This is a genomic window from Robiginitomaculum antarcticum DSM 21748 (genome assembly GCF_000365025.1).
Classification (GTDB): domain Bacteria; phylum Pseudomonadota; class Alphaproteobacteria; order Caulobacterales; family Maricaulaceae; genus Robiginitomaculum; species Robiginitomaculum antarcticum.
The window spans coordinates 521955-544256 of the sequence record NZ_KB823012.1; the positions used below are offsets into that span (position 1 = coordinate 521955).

Here is a 22302-nt window from a genome sequence, read left to right on the forward strand (position 1 = left end):
CCCGCGCAAGCGCGGCGGCGGTTAAATGCGGCGCTTAGCTCACATCCAGAGCAAATGCCATCAGCGTCTCACGCGCAACGCGTTCCAAAGCCATTTGATGCGTCGCCGACGCGATAATGTTTGGCGCATGTCCCGCCTTATGCGCCTCTTTCCAGCGATCCAGACACAGACACCACTGATCACCGGGCTTCAATCCGGGAAACTGATAGTGCGGCATAGGCGTGGACAAATCATTGCCGCTGGATTTGGAAAAGGCCAGAAACTCTGCCGTCATTACGGCGCAGACGAGATGCCGTCCGCGATCATCCGGGCCTGTCTCGCAACAGCCATTGCGGTAAAACCCTGTCACCGGATCGGTTGAGCAGGACTGCAAGGGCGCGCCGAGAATGTTAAGGGCTTTGCTCATCGACTCCGGCTAACCATAACGCCGGCGGCTTCGGCTTTAAGCAGAGCTTGCGGCTTGGCAATGCGCACGGCGCAGCCGCGCACGCGCGGGTCAGCGTCAAGGCACCAGACGGCAATACGGTCCGCCAGCGTTTCGACCAGTTGCACATGGGCCTCGAGCGCAATCTCTTCGGCTTTTGTTGCGACTAGGCCGTAATCCAGCGTTTCGTGCAGGCGGTCCTCATTCGGCGCGGGCATGTCGCCCATGTCCAAATCAATGTCGATGACAATGGGCTGGGTGGACTCATATTCATGCGGATGAACGCCGATAGAGGCTTGCACAAGCAGGCCGCGCACAAATATATGGACGGCAGGCTCACGCGCTATTTGACTCAAACGCGCTGTCTCAGGGCTTAATCGTCTATCATTCATCGGTGTGGTCGCTTCCGTCAAAATGGCCGAGATGCTGTCCGCCATCGACTACAATCGTCTGGCCCGTCACGCAATATGCGCTTAGGAGATAGCTGACCGCGTCCAATAGGGCGTCTGGCGGTGAGCCTGTCCCTAAGAGCGTAGAGGCTTTCTCGACCTGAAACTGCGCCGCGCTCTGGCGGGCATTTTTAAGCGTCGGGCCCGGCGCAACGGCGTTGACGCGGATGCCGGGCGCTAAGCTTTGTGCCAGCGTGGCCGTAGCCCAATGCAGCGCGGATTTTGAAAGGCTATAGGTAAAATGATCCGGCGCCGGGGCCATGACGCGCTGGTCGAGAATGTTGATAATGACGCCGTTTTCAGTCTGCGCGGCAAAGTCACGGGACAGCGCAATAGGCGCGTAAAGATTGACGTCCATATGAAAATCGAACTGATCGCGGGTAAAGTCTTTGGCCGCGTCGCGCTCAAAGGTGCTGGCATTATTAATCAGCGCCGTAAGCGGCCCGTCCAGCGCCTTCGCAGCGTTGCGCACAAGCGCGTCAAGCTGAGCTGCGTCACAAAGATCGCCCTGCACAGTTACGGCCCGCCCGCCTGCTTTTGTGATCTTCGCGACCGCATCCTGCGCGCCCTCGGCTGAAGAATTATAATGGACGGCAATATCCCAGCCTTGCTTGGCCAGACCGATCGCCAAATGCCGGCCCACCCGCGCGCCTGCGCCGGTTATCAGGACGCGTTTATCGGTTTGACGGCTCATGATTTTGTATAACGGGCGCGTTCGCCGCAGCTGGGCCTGGAAATTTCAACGCATGTCAGACCCGGCAGGTGCGACGCAAGCCGTTCATAAGCCCATAACGCGATTTGCTCTAGCGCCGGGGCGGGCAGGCCTTCAACATCATTGAGCAGGCCGTGATCAAGCTTTGAGACCACTATATCTTGAATGATTTTATCTATTTTCCACAGATCCCGGATCCAGCCTTTATCATCCTGCGGGTCACCGACAATCGTCACCCGTCCGGCAAAACTGTGCCCATGGACGCGCTTGAAGACGTCATTGGCATCATGATGGTCAAAGTAATGTGCGGCTTCGAAGGTAAAGTCTTTTTCGATCTCGAATTTCATATCCAGCTCTATGCCGCATACATGGCGGCGTCATTCAGGCGCTGTCCGATAATCAGACAATATCCGCCATAGCCCAGAACCATAGCAAAGCCGAGTCTTCGCCCAATCGGCTTGCCCGCAATAATGATACCTAACAGCAACAGGATTGTGCCCAGCATAACCCACACGTCAATGCTCATCAAAGAGGCCGGTATATCAATAGGTCCCGTCAATGCGGCGGCGCCCATGACGGCGAAGATATTGAAGATATTGGAGCCGACGACATTGCCGATGGCGACTTCATTATGTCCGCGATAGGCGGCTACAATGACTGTAGCTATCTCGGGCAGAGATGTGCCGATAGCAACAAGTGTCAAACCGATGACAGATTGTGCGACGCCCATGCGCTGGGCCATTTCAGTGGCATTGTCGACGATAAGATTGCCGCCGATAGCCAGACCGATAATGCCGCCGACAACAAAGATAAGAGAGATAAGCTGACTGCGCGGCAGGCCGTCCATTTCATCGATCTCTGCCATTTCGCGTAGGGCTGGATCGCGGCTTCCGGCGCGTGCAAGGCTAAACATCCAAAACAAATATCCTACAATGCCGGAGAACAAAATCGCGCCTTGCCAGCGCTCCAGCGGATTATGAATAAAGACGAGCGCGATTAAGACTAATGTCGCAAACACGGCGAAGACTGTATTTCGCGTGACGCCGGGCGTGTCGGTTGGAATAGCGAGAATTAAGGCCGGAAGCCCCAAGGCTAATAAAATATTAGCGATATTAGAGCCGACAACATTGGAGAATGCGAGCGCCGAGGCACCGTCAATCACGGCTTGGACAGAGACAACGAGTTCAGGTGCTGACGTGCCGAAGGCGACGATAGTTAAGCCGACAATCAGTGCAGGAACGCCCCATTTGCGCGCAAAAGCCGCTGCGCCGCGAACGAGAAAATCGCCGGCGACCACGAGGATAATGACCCCGACAATCAGAAGAATAAGATTAGCCGTCACGCAGCGCCCCTTTTAGGTGAAATAACGTCATAAAGTGAAATGACGTTAGGCGGGATTAATCGAAACGCTTATATTCAATAAAATTTAGCAGACCAAAAATACCAATGCCCATCAGGAAGGCCAAAAGGGCGGGGTCCATTGTGAACAGACCGAAAATGCTTACGCCGGATTGAATAAGAGAAATCATGGATGTCCTCGACTCTATAAATGAATTGGCGCGTCATAGCGCGGACGCGGTAAAAAACCAACCCTTCAGTGCAAGTGGTGACGCCTTGTCTAACAATTGACCCCGCCGCGGGCAAGGCGTAGTAAAGACCCATGGACCAATCTATAAATATACCCCGTATATTAGGTCTGGGCGGCATTTTCATCAAGGTCGCCGACCCTGAAGCCTACCAGAAATGGTGGGCAGACCATATGGGCATGGATTTTTCCGAATGGGGAAGTAAGGAATGGCCGTCAGATGGACAGGCTTACACCGTCTTTTCTCCGTTTAAAGATGACACCGAATATTTCTCGCCAAGCGGCGCGAACTTTATGGTCAACTTGCGCGTTAATGATGTAAGCGCCATGTTAGATAGGGCTGTAGCCGGGGGCGCAAAGCGCGTCGGTGATATCCTCGAAGAGGATTATGGTACTTTTGGATGGTTTATCGATCCCGTAGGGATTAAGATAGAATTATGGAAACCGGGCGCTTAGCGCCCAGATAAGGAAAAATATGTTTGGATTAGTTTCATTTGCGAAAATGGCCGGTAAAAAACTGGGTAAAATTTTTGGTGGTAAAAAAGGCGAAGAAAAGCTGACGAAAGAAGTCGATGATCTGGGTCTGGATCGTAAAGGCGTGAATATCCATGTCGGCGAAGACGGCAAAGTCACAATCAAAGGTAAAGCATCAAGCCAAGAGGCCAAAGAGAAAATCTTGCTGGCGATTGGTAATATTGACGGCGTCGGTGAAGTCATGGACGAAGCTGAAGCCGACGGCTCTGCCTCGCAGTTTCACACGGTCGAAAAGGGCGATACGCTCTGGGCCGTTTCGAAAAAGTATTACGGCAAAGGCTCACGCTATCCGGAAATTTTCGAAGCCAACCGTCCAATGTTGTCACATCCTGACAAAATCTATGTCGGACAGGTTCTGCGCATTCCGGCTGATGATGATAACAACACCGCCAATGCCTAATCTGTGAAACGCAGACAGGTTATAAGTTCAGGGCTCGCCGTCATGGCGGGCCCTTTTTTTATATCATATCGCTGCTTTCACGCAGGCCACTTCCGGATACTGCGCGGAGCTTCGCGGCGGTCAATATATTTTCGGGGAGAGTGAGAAAAACGGCCGGGCCTTCGAGAGAGAGAGAAAGTGAAGACCCAGCCGCCTATACGTGACTGGCAGCCCGGGGGACGGGATGCCATGGGACGCACGCAAGTTATATATAGGGCATGCGGCTTGAATGGCGTCTGAACGTTTGGGGCGATATAGGCCGCTACGCATGACAATTTCGCCATATATAAGTTAAGCCATAGACTTAGTAATTGGGCAGGGCCTCTAATGTGATATTCGCGGGCCCATCTGTCAAAACTCGGCCTGAGCGCGTTACAAATAGAGCGCGGCCTTCGGCGTCTTTGATGTCGGCGTCCAGATAATAGTCATTGCGGGCCGAAATTACGGCGCGGTCGACGCTTAAAGTGTAATCAACATCACCTGAGAGTCCGTCCAGCGGCACGCTTGTGCGGCTGATTGCTGAGCGCGGGCTGGCTGGGTCTATCAAGCGGACATTGAGCGTTGCCCCGCGCGGCAATCCGCGGTTGGCATTAAAGCTCGCCCGGCCTGTGATATTACGCATCACGCCCGTTTGGGGTGTATAGGGCACACTGCTTTGACTGCCTTGATAGCGATTGAGCTGTACGTTTACGGGCAATAAAGACCCGTCTGTCGTCTGTGTTAGCCCGATATTTGAGGGCAGATTATAGATTTTACGGCCGGCCCAATCCTCTATAAATATTTCTGCGCTGGGGGCATTTAAACGTCCATTATCTGTGTTCGGCAGAGCCAAGGCAAATGTGTAGGGCGCGGCGCGGCCATCCAGCGCGACGCGCTCCTCGGCAATCATGTCGCCGCCTGTTCCCCCAGCGAGGATTTCGTCAAAAACGCGGACAACGAGAATCGCCCCGCGTTGTAAGGGAGCCAAATCTGAAAGGGTGACATGCCCGCTAAAGCTGGAATTATATGTCGGCGTGACCGGGACGGGCTCATATGGCGGATTATAGGGCGCCGCGCTTACGTTTAGCGCCTGCAGTTCAATATATGCAGGCTGCCCGCCGTCAAAGCTGCCGACTTGAATCTCTTCATGGGTTATGTCTCCGCGGCTATTTTCAATTCGGCCGGAAATCTGCGCATAATCCACTTCTCTGGCCATGTCGGAAGGCACGGCAACGACCATTTGTATAGGCGGTGACAAACGGCTTAACAAAATACGTGTTTCCCCCATAACCAGCGGCGATGCGCGCCGCACATTAGGCGCAGGCGGCGCGACAGCGGTAATGATCAGCATGGATCCAGGCTCGATCGGTGCAAAGCGAGTATCGTAGGTGACGCTTACAGGCACATTTTCGATATAGATGTTTTCGACACGGTTTTGGGATTGCCCGCCGCCGAAAATATCGCCCAGAACTTCGGGGATGTTTTGCGCGCTGGCGGCAGGGGAGAGGCTCGCCGCAAAGACAGCGGACAACATAAGGGCGGAAAGACGCATAATAGACTCCATGAATTTGGAGGCAATATAGCAAATTTGGCTGTATGCTGCCTGAACGAAGCCTAAAGAAATTGTAACGGTTGGGACGTCGGGCGGAAGACCTGCTCTATCTGCTCTGAGGTGACATCACCCAGACTGTCATGTTGCCATTTCGGCTTGCGGTCCTTGTCGATCAGCTGCGCGCGAATGCCTTCATAAAAATCCTGCGTTTTCAGAAATCCCAGCGAGATATCCAGCTCGGAGGACATGGCGGCTTTGAAATCCAAATCCGCGCCGCGTTTTATAGCCTCATGCGTAATTGAAATGGCCATCGGACTTTTGCGGCGCAGATTGACCGCTTGCTTCGCGGCCCATTCGCCGTCCATGGCGTCCAGCGCGCGCAAAATGGCGGCGGGGCTGTCTTCTTCAAAGGCGTTCAGCGCTGCGGGCAGGGGCGCCGCCATAGGCCCGGGGGAGCCGAATTTAGCGATAACAGCTATGACTGCGTCTTCGCTTCCGTCGAGTTTGGCTTTGCCGAGCGCCTCTGTGAAAGCCGCGTGTTTATCGCTGTTGATGAAATCATTGGCGATACCCAGCGCCAGACAATCCCCAGCCCCCAGACGCGCGCCGGTCATGCCCAGCCATTGTCCCGCGGCCATGCCCAGTCGCGGCAGAAAATAGGTTCCGCCCACATCAGGAAAATAGCCTATCCCGGTTTCGGGCATGGCGAATTGTGTATTATCACCGGCAATGCGGTGTCCGCCATGAACGGACAATCCAACCCCGCCGCCCATAACAAAGCCGTCAATTAACGTTATATAGGGTTTAGAATAGCGGTGGATCAGCTCATTTAAGGCATATTCTGTGCGCCAGAATTGCTCTGCGCGCCCGTCGCCTGCTTTGCCGCTATCATGGAGCAAAATGACGTCCCCGCCGGCGCAAAAGGCGCGGTCGCCTGCGCCGTCTATCAGTACGGCGCCGATCGCAGGATCTGCCTCCCAAGACGTCAACAGCTCTGTCATCACGTCGCACATATTTTGCGTCAGGGCGTTTAGCGCCTTGGGGCGGTTTAGCGTGATATGTCCGAGATTGCCGCTGACCCGGCTGATAATTTCATTAGTCATGTCATGTTCCTTTGCCCGTAGGCGAATTCATTATGGGCTAAAATCTCAATGACATTTAGGCAAGAAAAAAGCGGACCCGAAGGCCCGCTTTAAACATTTTTCTAAGCGCGAAGGCTAGAAATTTTTCCGCACAGTCATGCCATATGTACGCGGCTGGTTCGGGTATGCCTGAACAACACCCGCCTGCGCGACGCCCGGGAAAGCGGAGAGGAAGTACTCGTCGTTAAACGCATTACGGACAAAGACCTGAAGATCTATGCCGTTATTGAACCCAAGACCGCCTGCAAAGTTAAACTGGTTGATCGTACGTTCGGGCTGAGTAGCCGCAGTAGCGATATCGCCAACAACCTGCACTTCGCTCTCATATTGATGATCGCCGCGCAGGAACCAGGTCATGCCGTTGGTGAACTCATTATTGAACGTAATGGATGTGGCCAAGGACACTTCAGGCACGCCAGGAACTTGTGTGCCGGAGAGATCACCCTGGGGTGCATTTACGAAGCTCTCATATTGAGGATCAAGGAATGTCCCGGCAAATGTGAACAACACATGCTCATTGGGGATCAAACGTGTATCAAATTCAACACCATTGGTTTTTTGCTCACCGGCATTGGCCAGCGCGAAACCCGTACCGAGGAAGGTGTTGGACTGGAACCCTTCAATGGTTTGGGTAAATGCGGTGATGTTGAAAGAGCCCATATCAAATTTGGTCTTCATGCCAACTTCGAACACTTTGGCCTCTTCAGGGCCTGCATAACGCGTTGTATAAGTCTGGTTGTTTTGATCGAGACCGGCCGCTTCAATTGCGGCTTGATCGCGTGGGAATGGACGTGAGTCGCGTGATAGGTTCCAAGAACTGGATTTAAACCCGGTTGCGTAGGAGCCGTAAACATTCACATCGTCATTCACTTCATAAGCGAGGCGCAATGTGTAGGACACATTGTCATCATTAGTGTTCCCGCTCTCAACACTGTTTGGGAAGTCCACAAACTGCGGTTGGAATTGTAGGGGCTGAAGACCGGTAACAACATTGCCGCGGACGCCTGCGACAAATGGGGTTAGCGCCGGGCCATTCAATCCACCAAATGCTGCAACAGTTGCGGCGGTTAGTGGTGCATTTGTTGCGCCAAGAAACGCTTGGTAAATTGGGTCAGCGGGATTGCCAAAAGCTGCTACAATCGCGCCTTGAGCTAACAATAAAGTTGCAGGGTTAGTGGCTAAATCCAAATCCGAGAATCTGTCATTGTTAATAGTGCGGCCCGTAACGTCTTTCTCGTCATTGGTGTAGTTGGCGCCAATCGTCGCGGTAAGACGATCGCTGATGTTGAAGTCGACATTGCCGAAAATTGAGTACGTTGTATTGTCTTGCTCAAATAATTCGGTTGTACGAACCTGAGGTCCGAAATATGTTCCCGGAGTTTCGCCATTCACAGCTTCAATTGTACCAAGAATAGCAGGGCTACCTGCTAAAATGTCAATATAGGGACGTAATTGGTTGCCATATTTTATACCGCCATTACCGACAACATCTTCTTTGAAGAAGAAGCCGCCAACCATCCAGTCAATCGCTTCGCCGCCCGGAGAGGTTAGGCGAACTTCCTGTGTGAATGTCTCGACGCTTTGGTCGATATTGACATTTTCCAGCAGAAGAAGCGTATTATAATCGGCGTCATAATTCGCTAAATAATCGTTTTCACGATAGGCTGAGATGGATGTCAGAGTGAATTTGTCAAAATCGATATCGACATGGGCGGAGAGGCCCCAATCGTCGACTTTGTTTTGACCCGGCTTGTTTACATAGTGAACATAAGCAAATGGATCATTCGCGTCCGCTGCACGTCCGCCCAGAGCCGTTACGGCTGCGGCAGCGCCGGCATTTTGGAAGTTGGTGACGGCGCAGCAAATTTCGTCAATCTCGCTGTAATCACCGATCAGACGGATCGTCGTGCGATCTGACGGCTCAATCAACAGCTGGCCGCGCAGGTTAAAACGGTTGCGGTCGTTTGAATCCGGAACGCCGGGAAGGAAGGCGTCGACATAGCCGTCACGCTTCGTCAAGCCACCGCCGATAGAGAAGGCCGTGTTTTCGGACAGCGCATTGGTGTAATAGCCTTTGAGGAGATAGCCGTTATAATTTGTGATACCGCCTTCGACATAGCCTTGCTGATCAAATGATGGCGCTGCTGAGACAACGCTAATGACGCCGGCAGACGCGTTCTTACCAAATAGGGTGTTTTGCGGCCCGTTCAGGACTTCGACGCGCTGCAATTTCGGCAGATCGCCAATCTGCGCGGCGGAGCGGGAGCGGTATACGCCGTCAACAAAGACGCCGACTGATGGCTCAATACCCGCATTATTGGCGCCGTTACCGAAGCCGCGAATGATGAAGTTCGTATTGGCGGAGCTTTGGAGCTGCGTCACGCGAAGCGAGGGGACAACTGATTGCAGATCGCCAATGTCCAGAATTTTAGCGTTTTCAATAACTTCAGCCGGTGTTACCGAAACAGCCACGGGCGTTTCTTGTAATGTTTGCTGGCGCTTCGTCGCAGTCGTAATAATTTCGTCTTCATATTCCTGAGCCGCAACCGGCGTAGCAATAAGCGCCGTTACGAGTGCAGAAGATAGAAGAAGGGTGTATTTTCTGGACATAATGTCTCCCCGATGGATGTGATGGGTATTGCGGTTTTTCCGCACCTCACTGATTCATATGCAATAAATTGCACATAGGCGCAAGAAATTTGCAGGGACGCCATGCAGAAATACTACGATTGTGGCTTTTAAGGCACACTCTCCATATCTCTCAATCTCTGTAAGTTTTATAACAGGACCCAAATGCCATGACGGGCACCATGACAGGAAAGCTACTTTTATAAATGCTGTATCTGTCCTAAGCTTCAAAAAAGGAGATGTTATGCGCAAAACTTTATCGGGCCTGATGGGTGTTGCTGCCATGATGTTGCCCGCCTGTGCCACGGTGCCGGATCCGGCTAAGGTCTGCACGGCGCAATGGATTGCGCCGCGGGTAGACCGCGCTGTGACCGAGATAAAACGCGAAACGGGCTCTGTTTTGCGGACGATTACCCGCTCGGCCAAATCTATGGAAGATGGCAAAATCAGCGCATGGAATACCTACCGCATGATCTCCGCCGGGGAAAAATACATTGACCGTCTGAAAAATAGCCGGGGACTGAATGATCTGCGGATTTTGTCTGAAACCTGTGATGATCCGCACATTATCCGCAAGGGTTTTGCCGATTATCTTCAAAGTCTTGATGCGCCGCCCATGTTGATCGATATGGTTCGCGATACGGATTATTTCCAATTTGACGACCCGCGCGCCAATCCTGATTTGCCCCGCAGCTAGCAGAGCTATCTGAGAGCAGGGCTTTTCATTTTAACGCTTCCGCGATATGCACCCGCACATGACTTACTGTGTCGCTGCCCTTTATAAATTCGCGTCATTGCCAGACTATCAAAGCCTGCGCGCGCCGCTGCAGAACATGTGCGATCATCTTGCGGTGAAGGGCACAATCCTTCTGGCGTCTGAGGGTATTAACGGCACGATTGCCGGCACAGATGACGCGGTAGCGCAGCTCCTAAGTTTTCTACGCGCCGATCTCCGCCTTGCCGATTTGGAGCATAAGGAAAGCCGCGCCGAATCCATGCCGTTTTACCGCATGAAGGTCCGCTTGAAAAAAGAGATCGTCACCATGGGCGTAGACGGTGTTGATCCCAATATTACCGTCGGCACCTATGTTGATCCGGGCGATTGGAACGCCTTAATTAGTGACCCGGACGTGGTTTTGATCGATACACGCAATGATTACGAGGTGCAGATCGGCACATTTAAAGGCGCGCTCAATCCGAACACGCAAAGCTTTCGTGAATTCCCGAAATGGGTCGAAGAGAACCTGGACGGGAAGCTGAAAAAGCCCAAAGTCGCCATGTTTTGCACAGGCGGTATTCGCTGCGAAAAGGCCAGCTCTTTCATGAAGTCTGAAGGCTTTGACGAGGTTTACCATCTGCGCGGCGGTATCCTGAAATATCTGGAAACCCAGAGCGAAGATGAGACTCTGTGGGAAGGCGACTGTTTTGTCTTCGATCAGCGCGTCGCCGTCAAACACGGCCTTGATGAGAGCGATTATGACCAGTGTTTTGCCTGCCGCTATCCTATCACTGAAGAGGACAAGCAAAGCGCATTATACGTTAAAGGCGTCTCCTGCCCGCGCTGTCACGATACCATGAGCGATGACCAGAAGTCTCGCTTTGCGGAGCGTCAAAAACAAATCGCGCTGGCTCAGGCCCGCGGGCAAGATCATATGGGCCGTAAAGCTTGAGCAGCCACATCCTCTACAGTTTTCGCCGCTGCCCTTATGCCATGCGCGGACGGATGGGCCTGCATATTGCGGGAATAGAGTATGAGCACCGCGAAGTTGCTTTGCGCGACAAGCCCCAAGCCATGCTCGCCGTCTCGCCCAAAGGCACCGTGCCGGTCTTTGTGCGCGCAAAGGGGCAGGTGATTGATGAGAGCCTTGATCTTATGCGGTGGGCGCTATCGCAAAATGATCCGGAAGGCTGGCTGGCGCATGGTCAAACCGATCCTCTCATCACGCATTGCGATGGTGATTTTAAGCATCATCTCGACCGTTATAAATATGCCAGCCGTTATGAAGATGTCCCGCGCGGGGCCGTTAATTTGGATCACCGCGCCAAGGCTTGCGAATTTATCGCAGCGTTAGAGGCGGCGTTAGAGGCGCGTGCCTTCCTGCGCGGGCCGTCGCGCAGCCTCGCCGATATTGCGATATTCCCGTTTCTACGACAATTCGTGGCCGTAGAGCGTGAGTGGTGGGCAGGCGCGCCTTATCCCAAAACGCGGGTATGGCTGGACGGTCTGATCGGCTCTAATCTGTTCAAGACGATAATGGTCAAGCATAAGCCGTGGACCCAAACGCTCTAGACACCGCTTTCAATTGCGGGCATTTTCTTCGCAAGACAACGGGGATATAAATTGCGGTATTACATTATCTTGTTATCCATTGGATTTGGCCTGGCCACAGCGGGCTGCGCTGACCTTCCCGCGCAGGTTACCTTGGATGATCTTGTCCCGAACCCTAATAAGCAAGAGGTGCTGGCCGAAGGTTATTGGTGGAGCGAAGGCCCTGTCTGGGTCGGCGGACAGGACGGTTATTTGCTGTTCACTGACGTGCCGCAAAATAAAATGTTCAAATGGAGCGAGAGCGAAGGCGCATCGGAATTTCTTAGCCCGTCCGGCGCAGATATCGGTGAGGCTGAAGGCTTTCGCGAGGCGGGCGCAAACGGTTTGTTTAATTATAGCGACGGCAAGATCCTGCTGGCCGATCATGGCAATCGCGCGCTGATGTTATTTGATATTGAAAGCCGCGAGAAAACTGTTCTCGCTGGCAGCTATAACGGCAAGACACTCAACAGCCCGAATGACGTTGTGCTGCGCGCTGATGGGGTGATGTTCTTCACTGATCCCCCTTATGGCCTGACGGATCTTGATGAGAGTCCGCTCAAAGAGCAGATGCATAATGGCGTTTACCGTCTTGCGCCGGATGGCACGCTGACGCTTATTGATGACCGTCTGACCCGTCCCAATGGCGTCATTCTCACGCCGGATGGAAAAACACTAATCGTCGCCAATTCTGACCCAAAAGAGGCGAAATGGATATCCTATCGTTTGAACGCGGATGACGAGGTTATGATGAGGATGGAATTCGGCGATGCTACGGAGCGCGTGGGCGATGACGCGCCGGGATTGCCTGATGGTATGGCGATGAGCACGCAGGGTTATCTGTTCGCGACAGGGCCGGGCGGGCTTTATGTCTTTGACCCCGATCAGCAATATATGGGGCGCATTGATATTGCCCGCGCCTCAGCCAACGTTACATTTGGCGGCGATGGCTCTGATCTCTACGTGACCTCAGGTGACCGCCTGATTCGGATAAGAACAAATGTTAAGGGTTTGGGATTTAAGTGAATGAAGGCGACGTAGGCTTTCATTTGCTACGATTGGGTAAACTTTGATTAACAGGCAATGACGTTAACAGCCAAACCGCCTTGGCTGGTTTCTTTATATTTATGGCTCATATCCAGACCGGTTTGGCGCATGGTTTCAATCACTTGATCGAGCGAGACTTTATGCCCTGTTCCGTCATCATGCATCGCCAGCCGGGCCGCATTGACCGCCTTTACTGACCCAATCGCATTGCGCTCAATGCACGGAATTTGCACGAGTCCTCCGACAGGATCGCAGGTCAGGCCGAGATTGTGCTCCATGCCAATCTCTGCCGCATGTTCGATCTGGCGCGGGGTTGCCCCCCACATCGCTGCCAAACCGCCCGCTGCCATAGAGCAGGCCACACCGACTTCGCCCTGACAGCCCATTTCCGCGCCGGAGATCGAGGCGCGCTGTTTATATAATAGCCCGATACCGCCTGCGGTCAGCAGGAAAATACGGCGCATCTCCGCGGTCGTGCCTTCGCCCGCACCGTAATGGCGGATGACAGCGGGAATTATGCCCGCTGCGCCATTCGTCGGCGCAGTTACAACACGGCCGCCGGCGGCGTTTTCTTCATTGACCGCCATCGCATACACATTCAGCCAGTCAAAAAGCTGCTCGCGTTCGTTCGCCCCGGGCGAGTTTTGCAATTTGTCCCAGATATCGGGAGCGCGGCGCTTAACATGCAGCCCGCCCGGAAGGACGCCGCGTTGCGACAGTCCCCGGTCAATACAGGCACTCATTACCTCCCAGATATGGTCCAGCCCCGCATCCGTTTTGGCGCGCGACCGGCGACCGTCTTCGTTGGACATAACCACATTGGCGATGGTGAGCTTTTCGCGATCACAAATGGCAAGCAATTCCGCGCCGCTGCCAAAGGGCAGGGGGCTTTTCGCGCCATCGCTGATTAAATCTTTCTTGGCTGGCATTTTAAGCTGCTTCTCGGTCGAAATAAAGCCGCCGCCGGTCGAATAATAGACGTGTTCAAACAGCGTCTCTCCGCTGACGCCGCGAAGTTCCAGCCGCATTTTATTGGGATGCAGCGGCGTCGGTTCTGTAGTGATGAAATGGATGTGTTGTTTCTCATCAAATGCGACGTCCGGCCCGCCATGCAGCTTCAGTTTCCCGGTCTCGCGCAAACCGGCAAGCATAGCCTCGACGTCACGGGGCAGGATCTTGTCGGGCCGCGCTCCCATAAGGCCGAGCATGCTGGCCGTATCGGTGCCGTGCCCGATGCCGGTCAGGGCCAGAGAGCCATAAAGATAGATATGCACGCTGACGGTATCGCCCAGATGGCCGCGCCGCGCCGCGCGCTCCATAAACCGCCGCCCGATCCGCATCGGTCCCACTGTGTGGCTGCTGGACGGGCCTATGCCCACTTTAAAAATATCGAGTATGGATAGCATAAGCGCTCTTAGCGATTTTCGCGCTGATGCCAAATACGAAGAATCGTAATTATACTATTACGTAAGCCATATCGCATCACATAGCCCTTTGCGCCGAAGGGAATTATCAGTTCTCGAATTGAGTTTTGGATATCATAATGCCGTCCTAAATCCGGAAATTTTTTTAGCGTTAGGACTGCATCTTCAACTTCGGTCGCAAAACGATCTGCGGCTCGCGGAGACTTTTTAGACAGGAAGTCAACCAGTCGGAAGAAGTCACCTTCAGCCTCAGGCGACCATATTATAGTTTTCATGTTTTACTTTTAATCAAGGCCCTAATATTTTTCATGACCTCTTCATGCGGAATGGCTATACCTGTTTCGAGATAGTCATTCCAACGCTGCATTGTAATTTCATGTTCGGAACGTTCCCATTCGCTTCGCTCGATGAATTCCTCTACAGCGCGTTTCATCAGGTAATGAGGACTACGCTCTTCACGCTCACCAATTTGACGCAAACGTTCTTGAAAATTTTCATCTAATCTTATCGCAACAGTCTTTGCCATGAAATGCTCCTAACATTGTTTTACATTGTATAACAATACTTATGGCTTTTGCCAAGCTCCGCTTTGAACATTGCAGTGTATGCTCCTATAACTCGGGCCTACCCTTTTACCCACTCTGTAAATCGGTAGGTTTTTCACTACACTTAAAGGCGCACATGTTCGCGTAAAGTTCATTATTATCTAAAAACTAGATTCAAATACGGCTTTAACATCTTGAAAATATAGGTAGAGATTACCTAAAACTATCGGGATAAACGATTTAAATATTCGCGAAAAATGTCTGATAGTGGAGACGGGCGGCGGGATTTCTCATTAACATAAACATGGGTAAAATGGCCTTGCGCACTGGCCTGTGTTTCACCGTCCCGAAACAAACCGATGTCATAGGTAACGGATGACGTTCCCAGCTTGGCGACGCGAAGACCCGCAATTACATCGTCGGGAAAAGACATCGGCGCAAAATAACTACAGCTTGTCTCAACGACCAAGCCGATGATATTGCTGTTACCGATCTCTAAATGGTCATTATCAATCAGCCATTTATTCACGACAGTGTCGAAATAAAAGTAATAAACTGAATTATTGATATGGCCGTATACATCATTATCCGACCAGCGCGTCGGGATGGTGAGGTGATGCGGGTAGTCAGACAGCGCATTAGGGGTTGGCCGCGCCATTATAAAATCGTCTCGTAGATTTTTACTGTCGCGTCATAGGTCATTTCGCGGGCATTATTCATCAACAGGCGGTCTTTGGTCATGGCGTCTGCAGCCATCATCGGGATGGCGTCTTGGGGAATATTAACCTGCGATAATGTTTGCGGAACTTTGGTTTCTTCTTTGATACGCAGCATTTCGTCAATCAGTGAGGCCCCGGTTTCGCCGACCCGCAGGTCGGAGGCAATCTCGCCATACCAATGATCGGCTTTGGGCTGATTATACTTCATCACCTCGGTCAGGACGAGCGCGTTTGAAAGGCCGTGCGGCACATGGAAAAATCCGCCCAGCGGGTAGGCCAGAGCGTGAACGGCGGCGCAGGGCGCGTTGGAAAAGGCTTGCCCCGCCAGCATTGCCCCGATCAACATATCAGTGCGCGCCTCTATATTACTGGGCTCATTACAGGCTGTCACGATCGCGCCGCGAAGTTTACGAAGCGCGGTCAGAGCGAGGGCGTCGGAGATCGGGTTTTTCTCACGAATGGAGGTATAGGCCTCAATGGCGTGAACCATAGCGTCAATGCCAGTCGCAGCCGTAATCGACGCCGGAAGTCCGAAGGTTAGCTCAGCATCGAGCAAGACGCGATTTGCGTAAAGCGCATTGGCGACAATGCCTTTTTTCGCAGTTTTTCCTGTGGTTATGATTGCGACATTGGTGACTTCGCTGCCTGTGCCTGACGTCGTCGGGATAAGCAGCAGAGGCAGGGTTGGCCCTTTTGCGTTTCCGACGCCGTAAAGGGTCTCTATGGGCTGATCACATCCCGCCAGATGCGCGATGACTTTGGCCGTATCCATAGGCGATCCGCCGCCAAAACCGATAACCAGTTCCGCTTTATAATCCCGCACGGCCTGCGCGCCCATTAATACGATTTGTTCTGGCGGGTCGGCGACAACATTATCGAAAATCAGAACATCATAACCTGCGCTGCGCAGAGATTCGACGCCGCCGTCAATCAGGCCGAGCGCGCGAACGCCTTTATCCGTAATCAAGGCAATGCGCTTATTGGGGCAAAGCCCGTCCACATAGCGAGATAACCGCGCTGCGCCGCCGGGCGCAATGTGAATGTCGGATACGGTTTGAAAACTATGCATAAAGCCTCACTTTGGGGCAGCTTATGCAATGAGATGCATATACGCCAGCCCGGAGGAGAGGCTGGCGTATTTTAATGAACCGCTTACGCGACGTTCGCGAATTGGTTCATCGTATTGTGCTCTCCGCCGGCTTTGAGCGCGCGCTCGCCGCCGGTCATTTCCTTGAATGTATCGCCAAGGTCGGAGCCTACTTCGTGCTGATGTTTTACCGCAGAAACGCTGCGGCGGATCTCGGCGCGTTGAATGCCGCGCACATAAGCGAGCATTTTCTCGTCACCGAAATAGCCCTCGGACAAATCATCCATGCCTTTGGCGGTCATGTGGAAGGTCGGCAGAGTGATCAGATTGTGGAAGACGCCGGCTTCGCGGGCAATATCGGTTTGGAAGGCCTGCAGGCGGGCATCGGCTTCAATACCCAGCGCGTCATCGTCATATTTTGCGCTCATCAGGCCGTTATCATCCGGATAGCTGCTGTGATGGATTTTGCCGGACTCGATCCAGTCTTCACGGACTTGCTTGCGCAGGTTCAGTGTCCAGTTAAAGGATGGTGAGTTATTATAAGTCAGCTTGGCATGCGGCGCTTTCTCGCGAATGCGGCTGACCATAGCGGCAATTTGCTTCACATTCGGCGTCGCTGTTTCGATCCAGAGCATATCCGCCCCGCCATCATTTAGCGCGCTGATGCAGTCTTCGACCACGCGGTCTTCGCCCGTATCGGCGCGGAATTTATACAGACCATTGGGCAGACGGACAGGTTTGCACAATTTACCGTTTAGCTGTAGGGCGACTTCGCCATCTGCGAGCTGATTGAGGTCAGAGACAGGGGTTGTATCCAGCCATTTTGTATATTCGCTGGCCAGATCGCCTTTGGATGTGCTGACAGGGATTTTCTGGGTCAGGCCCGCGCCGAGGCTGTCCGTACGCGCAACAATAATGCCGTCATCGACGCCCAGTTCTTCAAACGCCATACGAACAGCGCGCAATTTGTCGTTAAAATCTTCGCGCGGCACCGTCACTTTGCCGTCTTGATGACCGCACTGCTTGGCGTCGGAGACTTGGTTCTCGATCTGAATGCAGCACGCGCCCGCTTTGATCAGTTCTTTGGCCAGCAAATATGTGGCATGAACATTGCCAAACCCGGCATCAATATCAGCGATAATCGGGCGTACATAGCTCTCGAACCCATCTATTTTCGCAATAATCGCCTCGCGGTCATCCGCAGTTTTCAGTTCAGCAAAGAGATCGTTCAGATCCACTTCGTCGGCCTGACGCAGGCTCGTATAGATCTCGTTGATCAGCGCGGTAACTGCCGTTTTTTCGTGCATGGACTGATCCGGCAAATGGCCGAAACTGTTACGCAGGCCTGCAACCATCCAGCCGGAGAGATAGACGTAAGCACGGTCTAATGTACCCTTTTGGCGCTTAATCGCGCGCATCATTTGCTGGGCATGAAAGCCGCTCCAACAGCCCAGAGACTGTGTGAACTGCGATGTATCCGCGTCATAACGGGCCATGTCGGCGCGCATGACTTTGGCCATGGCTTTGGCAACATCCAAATGCGTCTCATAGGTGTTTTGCGTCTTGAGCTGCGCAATATCGTCAAGATTTATGCCGGCCGGCGCGCCCTTGGGGTAGCGCGTCTTAAGAGCGGTCAGTGTGTTTGAATAAGTCATTATGTGGTCTCCAAAATGTCGTAAGCGGGGATTGTCAAAAAGTCGGGCAGGATGGCGGCGGTGGCGGTCTCATCAAAGATTTTTGCGGCCTCTTCGAAGCGGCCCTCGCCATATTCTGCATCGCCGGCCTCTATGCGAAGTTTGGCGGTTTCCTCGGCGAACAGGCGCGCATAGAGGCGCTTTGTCAGCGTCTCACTAAAGCCGCCCTCCATTTGCACGGAGGCGCCATGGGCGAGCCATTGCCAGATTTGCGCGCGGCTAATCTCTGCGGTAGCGGCGTCTTCCATCAGGTTATGGATCGGCACCGCGCCGCGGCCCGAGAGCCATGCCGCGATATAGCGGACCGCGACTTCGATATTGGTGCGCACGCCGACCTCGGTGATTGTGCCTTTATGCGGGGAAAGCATGGCTTCGTTAGAAATGCGCGGCATTTGCTTTTTCTTATGGATCTGGTGTTTGCCGGGCATGGCGGCGTCAAACACCTCCATGGCAATCGCAACGAGCGCAGGATGCGCGACCCATGTTCCGTCATGGCCTTGCTCAGCCTCACGGCGCTTGTCAGCGGCGACTTTGGCAAAGGCGGCGGCATTGGCCGCCTCATCATTTTTGACCGGGATTTGCGCGGCCATTCCGCCCATAGCGTGGGCGCGGCGGCGATGGCATGTCTCGATCAGGCGCAGGCTGTAGGCCCGCAAAAAATCGCGATCCATTCCAACCTGAGCGCGCTCGGGCAAAACATAGGCGGCGTGATTGCGCAGCGTTTTAATATAACTGAAAATATAATCCCAACGTCCGCAATTCAGCCCCGTAATATGACGGCGCAAAACATAGAGAATCTCTTCCATCTGAAACGCGGCGGGTAATGTCTCGATCAAAACCGTGGTCTTAATCGTGCCATTGGGGATGTCTTTGACGGCTTGGGCGAAATTAAACACATCATTCCACAGACGGGCTTCCTGGTAGCTCTCAATCTTGGGCAGATAGTAAAACGGCCCGCGACCATCGGCGGCAAGCAGCTCGCCATTATGGAAGAAGTGCAGGCCGAAATCGACGAGGCTCGCGCTCATCGGTTTGCCGTCTACGGTAATGCCGCGCTCTTCTAAGTGCCATCCGCGCGGACGCACCATGAGGGTCGCTGTATTGTCGTTCAGCGTATAGGATTTTTTGTCGGTTTTTAGTGACAACGTCCCGCGCGCATAATCACGCATGTTAATTTGGCCTTCGATCATATTGGCAAATGTCGGACTGCTGGCATCTTCGAAATCGGCCATGAAGACTTTCGCGCCGCAGTTCAGCGCATTGATCATCATTTTACGGTCAACGGGTCCGGTAATCTCGACGCGGCGATCTTGCAAAGCTGCGGGGCAGGGGTCGACCTCCCATGCTGAGTTGCGGATATGCGCGGTTTCAACAGGCTGTGTCGGCAGTTCACCATCGTCAAAACGCTCTTGTTGCAGTTTGCGGTTTTCCAGAAGAATTCTACGTTGCGGACCGAAACGGCGCTCGAGGTCGGCGAGGAACAGCAGAGCGTCCGGTGTCAGGACATCGTCATAATGCGGGCCAAGCTCGCGTGTGACTTTGGCGAGGACGCGATGGCGGGGGATGGGCTGACCTTGCGTTTGGACAGGGGCGTTCATAAGGGTCTCCATTAACTTGAATTACCTTCACTCTATTTACAAACTCATCTACATGTCTATAAAGCACTGTAAGTTATAGGTATTTATGTAAAGAATGTAACGCAACAGAGTATTATTTTGTAAAGTTTGGAAATTATGGCGAAGACTGATGAAAAGCTATTTGTAGGCCCGCGCATTCGGCGCTTCCGGCAAACCTTGGGCATTACGCAGGCGCGTATGGCTGAGGATTTGGGCATTTCCGCCTCATATCTGAACCTGATGGAACGCAATCAGCGCGCCTTATCGGCCAAAGTTCTGATGCGTCTGGCGCAGGTTTATGACTTTAATATCGCAGAATTTACAGGCGCGGGGGACGCGCATCTCGTGGCCGAAGTTTACGAGGCGCTGCGTGATCCCTTATTTAAAGACATCGGCCTGTCCAAAAATGAGGCCGAAGATTTAGTTGGCGTCAGCCCCCAGGCGGCCAAAGCGCTAATCCGGCTCTATACCCAGCACCGCGACACGGCCCGGCGCCGGAATGAACAACATTCAGACCGTGACCGGGTAGAATTGCTGGATGACGCCTCGCGCGCGACATCGGATGTCCGCCGCGTCATTCATAAAAACCAGAATTTCTTCCCACAGCTCGACGACGCCGCAGAGCAGCTATCAAAAGAGCTACAGCTCTCGAAACGTGAGCCCCACGCCGCGCTGACTGACCGCTTGAAATCAAAGCATGATCTGACCGTACGCATCGTCCCTATCGACGTCATGCCGCAAATGCTGCGCTATTTTGACCGTCATTCCAAACGTATCAATCTGTCCGAATTGCTGCGTCAATCAGGGCGTCGGTTTCAGCTGGCTTTCCAAATTGGCATGCTGGAGCATCGCGATCTGATCGACAGCATCGTTAAATCCAGTGGATTGCAGGGCCGGGAATCCCAGGGCTTGATGCGCACATCTCTGGCCAATTATTTTGCGGCAGCCTTGTTGATGCCTTATGCGCGCTTCCTCAAAGAAGCCGAGGCAACGAAATATGACGTTGATCTTTTGGGCCATCGGTTCGGGACAAGTTGGGAGCAAACGGCGCATCGTCTGACCACGCTGCAAAAGCCTGAAGCGCGCGGCATTCCGTTCTTTTTTGTGCGGATTGATGTGGCGGGAAATGTCTCCAAACGGTTTTCGGCCGGACGGTTTCATTTTAGCGAATATGGCGGGGCCTGTCCGCTCTGGAATATTCACGAGACCTTCCAGACTCCGGGGAAGACCATCACGCAAATGGTACAAATGCCGGACGAGACGACCTATTTCACCGTAGCGCGTATGGTCAGCCGTAGCGATGGGAGCTACGATGCGCCGGCGCAAAAACTTGCGATCGGGCTGGGCTGCGATATCGCCTATGCGCCGCGCCTGACCTATGCGCGCGGCTTTGATCTGAACGCCCCGTCCCCCACGCCGATCGGGATAAATTGCTATTTATGCGAGCGCCAGCATTGCCGTCAGCGCGCCCATGCACCGCTCAATAAAACGCTCAAATTTGACGAGCGTGCGCGCGGCGTGTCGCTTTATAGTTTTGGTGAAGATTAGGCGGGCTGACGCCTGTCAGCCCGCGCGGGCTGCCCCGTTCGCTAGGCTCTAGCTGACCTACACACCTTTCGTCTTTCGTAGATAGGATAGAGCCTCGGCGAAATCCGACATCGCGCAGCGAATTCTTTTGGCTATATTTTTGCAATCCACGGTTTGAGTGTGGATGTATTTCCACCCATACTCCCAACCTCCGTCATCCTCGGGCTTGACCCGAGGATCCATCTTAAAGCAGAGAATCGTAGATGAAGGTTTGTAAGCTATTGTCCTACCTAGAGTTTATAAACATGGCCCCACTGAACCATGGATCCTCGGGTCAAGCCCGAGGATGACGGTATGGAGAATTGGGCGTTCCAATTTCGTGGATTAACAAAAAACAATCCCCGCCTCTCACTTTGCCCCTATATTTAAGCTGTTCTTATCTTATTGGGCAGGCAAGTGATCGTTGGCTGGCTGGAGATGAGGCGGTGTTGGGCCGAGCTGCAGCTAAACGAGCTGTAGTGACTCCCGCCAGTGAGAGCTAGAACGGCGAAACCCGGCTCATGGCCGCTGGCAGAGACATTGCTGTGCTGTGACCCGGGCAGAGTTCAGGGTCACATGTTGGTCATGCGGAGCGATCCGCGTGCCCGGCAGGAACTTTGATAAACGAAATTACATTTTTAGCTCAGGTACTCCTGTTTACCAAAGTCCCGCACAGACAGCCCTACTTATAACGAAAATGAGAAAAAATATTGAGATAAACAACACACCAAACACCCCGTGATCCAGAGCGCAGCGAAGGATCAATTCCTAGAGGGTTCTGTTACGTGCAAAATTATTTAGAGACGCGGCCCCCAGGCATGGATCCTTCGCCGCCTTGCGGCTCTGGATGAC

The 22302-nt window shown here is 53.2% G+C and carries 23 protein-coding genes; 7 read left to right on the top strand and 16 right to left on the bottom strand.

Annotated elements, in window-relative coordinates; all coding sequences use genetic code 11:
- Window positions 1-34 precede the first annotated feature (34 nt).
- Genes H142_RS0109370 through H142_RS17155 form a run of 6 tightly spaced genes read right to left on the bottom strand, consistent with a single transcriptional unit; the run spans window position 35 to window position 3114 of the window.
- Window positions 35-406: a DUF2237 family protein gene (locus H142_RS0109370; RefSeq protein ID WP_017931876.1), complete on the bottom strand. Its 372-nt coding sequence runs from the start codon at window positions 404-406 to the stop codon at window positions 35-37.
- Window positions 403-780 (bottom strand): dihydroneopterin aldolase, encoded by a 378-nt coding sequence (gene folB / locus H142_RS0109375; protein WP_026147936.1) that lies wholly within the window; start codon window positions 778-780, stop codon window positions 403-405. The genes H142_RS0109370 and folB overlap by 4 nt, the downstream gene beginning before the upstream one ends.
- Before the next feature lie 28 nt (window positions 781-808).
- Window positions 809-1567, bottom strand: a complete 759-nt coding sequence (locus tag H142_RS0109380) for an SDR family oxidoreductase (RefSeq protein WP_017931878.1) — start codon at window positions 1565-1567, stop codon at window positions 809-811.
- Window positions 1564-1932 (bottom strand): 6-carboxytetrahydropterin synthase, encoded by a 369-nt coding sequence (locus tag H142_RS0109385; protein WP_017931879.1) that lies wholly within the window; start codon window positions 1930-1932, stop codon window positions 1564-1566. Before H142_RS0109385 ends, H142_RS0109380 begins: the two co-directional genes overlap by 4 nt.
- A gap of 8 nt (window positions 1933-1940) precedes the next feature.
- The gene (locus H142_RS0109390) at window positions 1941-2927 is read right to left on the bottom strand and encodes a calcium/sodium antiporter (protein ID WP_017931880.1); all 987 of its coding nucleotides are present in this window, start codon (window positions 2925-2927) and stop codon (window positions 1941-1943) included.
- Between the two features lie 55 nt (window positions 2928-2982).
- Window positions 2983-3114 carry a hypothetical protein gene (locus H142_RS17155; protein WP_017931881.1) on the bottom strand — a complete coding sequence of 44 codons (132 nt, stop codon included), beginning with the start codon at window positions 3112-3114 and terminating at the stop codon, window positions 2983-2985.
- A 131-nt stretch (window positions 3115-3245) separates the two neighbouring features.
- On the opposite strand from H142_RS17155, the gene H142_RS0109400 reads away from it, so the two are divergent.
- Both H142_RS0109400 and lysM read left to right on the top strand, forming a co-directional pair.
- Window positions 3246-3626, top strand: a complete 381-nt coding sequence (locus H142_RS0109400; RefSeq protein WP_017931882.1) for a VOC family protein — start codon at window positions 3246-3248, stop codon at window positions 3624-3626.
- Between the two features lie 19 nt (window positions 3627-3645).
- Window positions 3646-4104, top strand: a complete 459-nt coding sequence (lysM, locus tag H142_RS0109405; protein ID WP_017931883.1) for a peptidoglycan-binding protein LysM — start codon at window positions 3646-3648, stop codon at window positions 4102-4104.
- Window positions 4105-4447: 343 nt separating this feature from the next.
- Here the strand turns inward: lysM and H142_RS0109410 are convergent, their stop codons facing one another.
- The 3 genes from H142_RS0109410 to H142_RS0109420 form a co-directional block, all read right to left on the bottom strand.
- The gene (locus H142_RS0109410; RefSeq protein WP_169331838.1) at window positions 4448-5674 is read right to left on the bottom strand and encodes a YbaY family lipoprotein; all 1227 of its coding nucleotides are present in this window, start codon (window positions 5672-5674) and stop codon (window positions 4448-4450) included.
- Window positions 5675-5736: 62 nt separating this feature from the next.
- Entirely contained in the window at window positions 5737-6777 is a 1041-nt protein-coding gene (locus H142_RS0109415; protein WP_017931885.1) for an enoyl-CoA hydratase/isomerase family protein, read from the bottom strand.
- A gap of 114 nt (window positions 6778-6891) precedes the next feature.
- A complete protein-coding gene (locus H142_RS0109420) occupies window positions 6892-9426 on the bottom strand; it encodes a TonB-dependent receptor (RefSeq protein WP_017931886.1) in 2535 nt (844 codons plus the stop codon).
- Window positions 9427-9688: 262 nt separating this feature from the next.
- Here H142_RS0109420 and H142_RS0109425 point away from each other — a divergent pair, with 262 nt between their 5' ends.
- Genes H142_RS0109425 through H142_RS0109440 form a run of 4 tightly spaced genes read left to right on the top strand, consistent with a single transcriptional unit; the run spans window position 9689 to window position 12778 of the window.
- Entirely contained in the window at window positions 9689-10141 is a 453-nt protein-coding gene (locus H142_RS0109425) for a hypothetical protein (RefSeq protein ID WP_017931887.1), read from the top strand.
- A gap of 58 nt (window positions 10142-10199) precedes the next feature.
- Window positions 10200-11114 (top strand): oxygen-dependent tRNA uridine(34) hydroxylase TrhO, encoded by a 915-nt coding sequence (gene trhO / locus H142_RS0109430; protein WP_033315089.1) that lies wholly within the window; start codon window positions 10200-10202, stop codon window positions 11112-11114.
- Complete coding sequence (locus tag H142_RS0109435) at window positions 11111-11734, top strand: glutathione S-transferase (RefSeq protein ID WP_026147938.1); 624 nt, start codon at window positions 11111-11113, stop codon at window positions 11732-11734. The genes trhO and H142_RS0109435 overlap by 4 nt, the downstream gene beginning before the upstream one ends.
- A gap of 51 nt (window positions 11735-11785) precedes the next feature.
- Window positions 11786-12778 (top strand): SMP-30/gluconolactonase/LRE family protein, encoded by a 993-nt coding sequence (locus H142_RS0109440; protein WP_233341656.1) that lies wholly within the window; start codon window positions 11786-11788, stop codon window positions 12776-12778.
- A 47-nt stretch (window positions 12779-12825) separates the two neighbouring features.
- Here H142_RS0109440 and H142_RS0109445 read toward each other — a convergent pair whose 3' ends face one another.
- From H142_RS0109445 to aceB, 7 genes are all read right to left on the bottom strand, one after another.
- The gene (locus H142_RS0109445) at window positions 12826-14205 is read right to left on the bottom strand and encodes an L-serine ammonia-lyase (RefSeq protein WP_017931891.1); all 1380 of its coding nucleotides are present in this window, start codon (window positions 14203-14205) and stop codon (window positions 12826-12828) included.
- An 8-nt stretch (window positions 14206-14213) separates the two neighbouring features.
- Complete coding sequence (locus H142_RS0109450; RefSeq protein ID WP_017931892.1) at window positions 14214-14498, bottom strand: type II toxin-antitoxin system RelE/ParE family toxin; 285 nt, start codon at window positions 14496-14498, stop codon at window positions 14214-14216.
- Window positions 14495-14749: a CopG family ribbon-helix-helix protein gene (locus H142_RS15160; RefSeq protein ID WP_017931893.1), complete on the bottom strand. Its 255-nt coding sequence runs from the start codon at window positions 14747-14749 to the stop codon at window positions 14495-14497. The genes H142_RS0109450 and H142_RS15160 overlap by 4 nt, the downstream gene beginning before the upstream one ends.
- 242 nt (window positions 14750-14991) lie before the next feature.
- The gene (locus tag H142_RS0109460) at window positions 14992-15426 is read right to left on the bottom strand and encodes an acyl-CoA thioesterase (protein WP_017931894.1); all 435 of its coding nucleotides are present in this window, start codon (window positions 15424-15426) and stop codon (window positions 14992-14994) included.
- Window positions 15426-16556, bottom strand: coding sequence for an iron-containing alcohol dehydrogenase (locus tag H142_RS0109465; protein WP_017931895.1), 1131 nt, complete (start codon window positions 16554-16556; stop codon window positions 15426-15428). The genes H142_RS0109460 and H142_RS0109465 overlap by 1 nt, the downstream gene beginning before the upstream one ends.
- A gap of 83 nt (window positions 16557-16639) precedes the next feature.
- Window positions 16640-18229, bottom strand: a complete 1590-nt coding sequence (locus tag H142_RS0109470; protein ID WP_017931896.1) for an isocitrate lyase — start codon at window positions 18227-18229, stop codon at window positions 16640-16642.
- Complete coding sequence (gene aceB, locus H142_RS0109475; protein ID WP_017931897.1) at window positions 18229-19866, bottom strand: malate synthase A; 1638 nt, start codon at window positions 19864-19866, stop codon at window positions 18229-18231. Before aceB ends, H142_RS0109470 begins: the two co-directional genes overlap by 1 nt.
- A 135-nt stretch (window positions 19867-20001) precedes the next feature.
- Here aceB and H142_RS0109480 point away from each other — a divergent pair, with 135 nt between their 5' ends.
- Window positions 20002-21432: a helix-turn-helix domain-containing protein gene (locus H142_RS0109480; protein ID WP_017931898.1), complete on the top strand. Its 1431-nt coding sequence runs from the start codon at window positions 20002-20004 to the stop codon at window positions 21430-21432.
- Window positions 21433-22302: the final 870 nt, after the last annotated feature.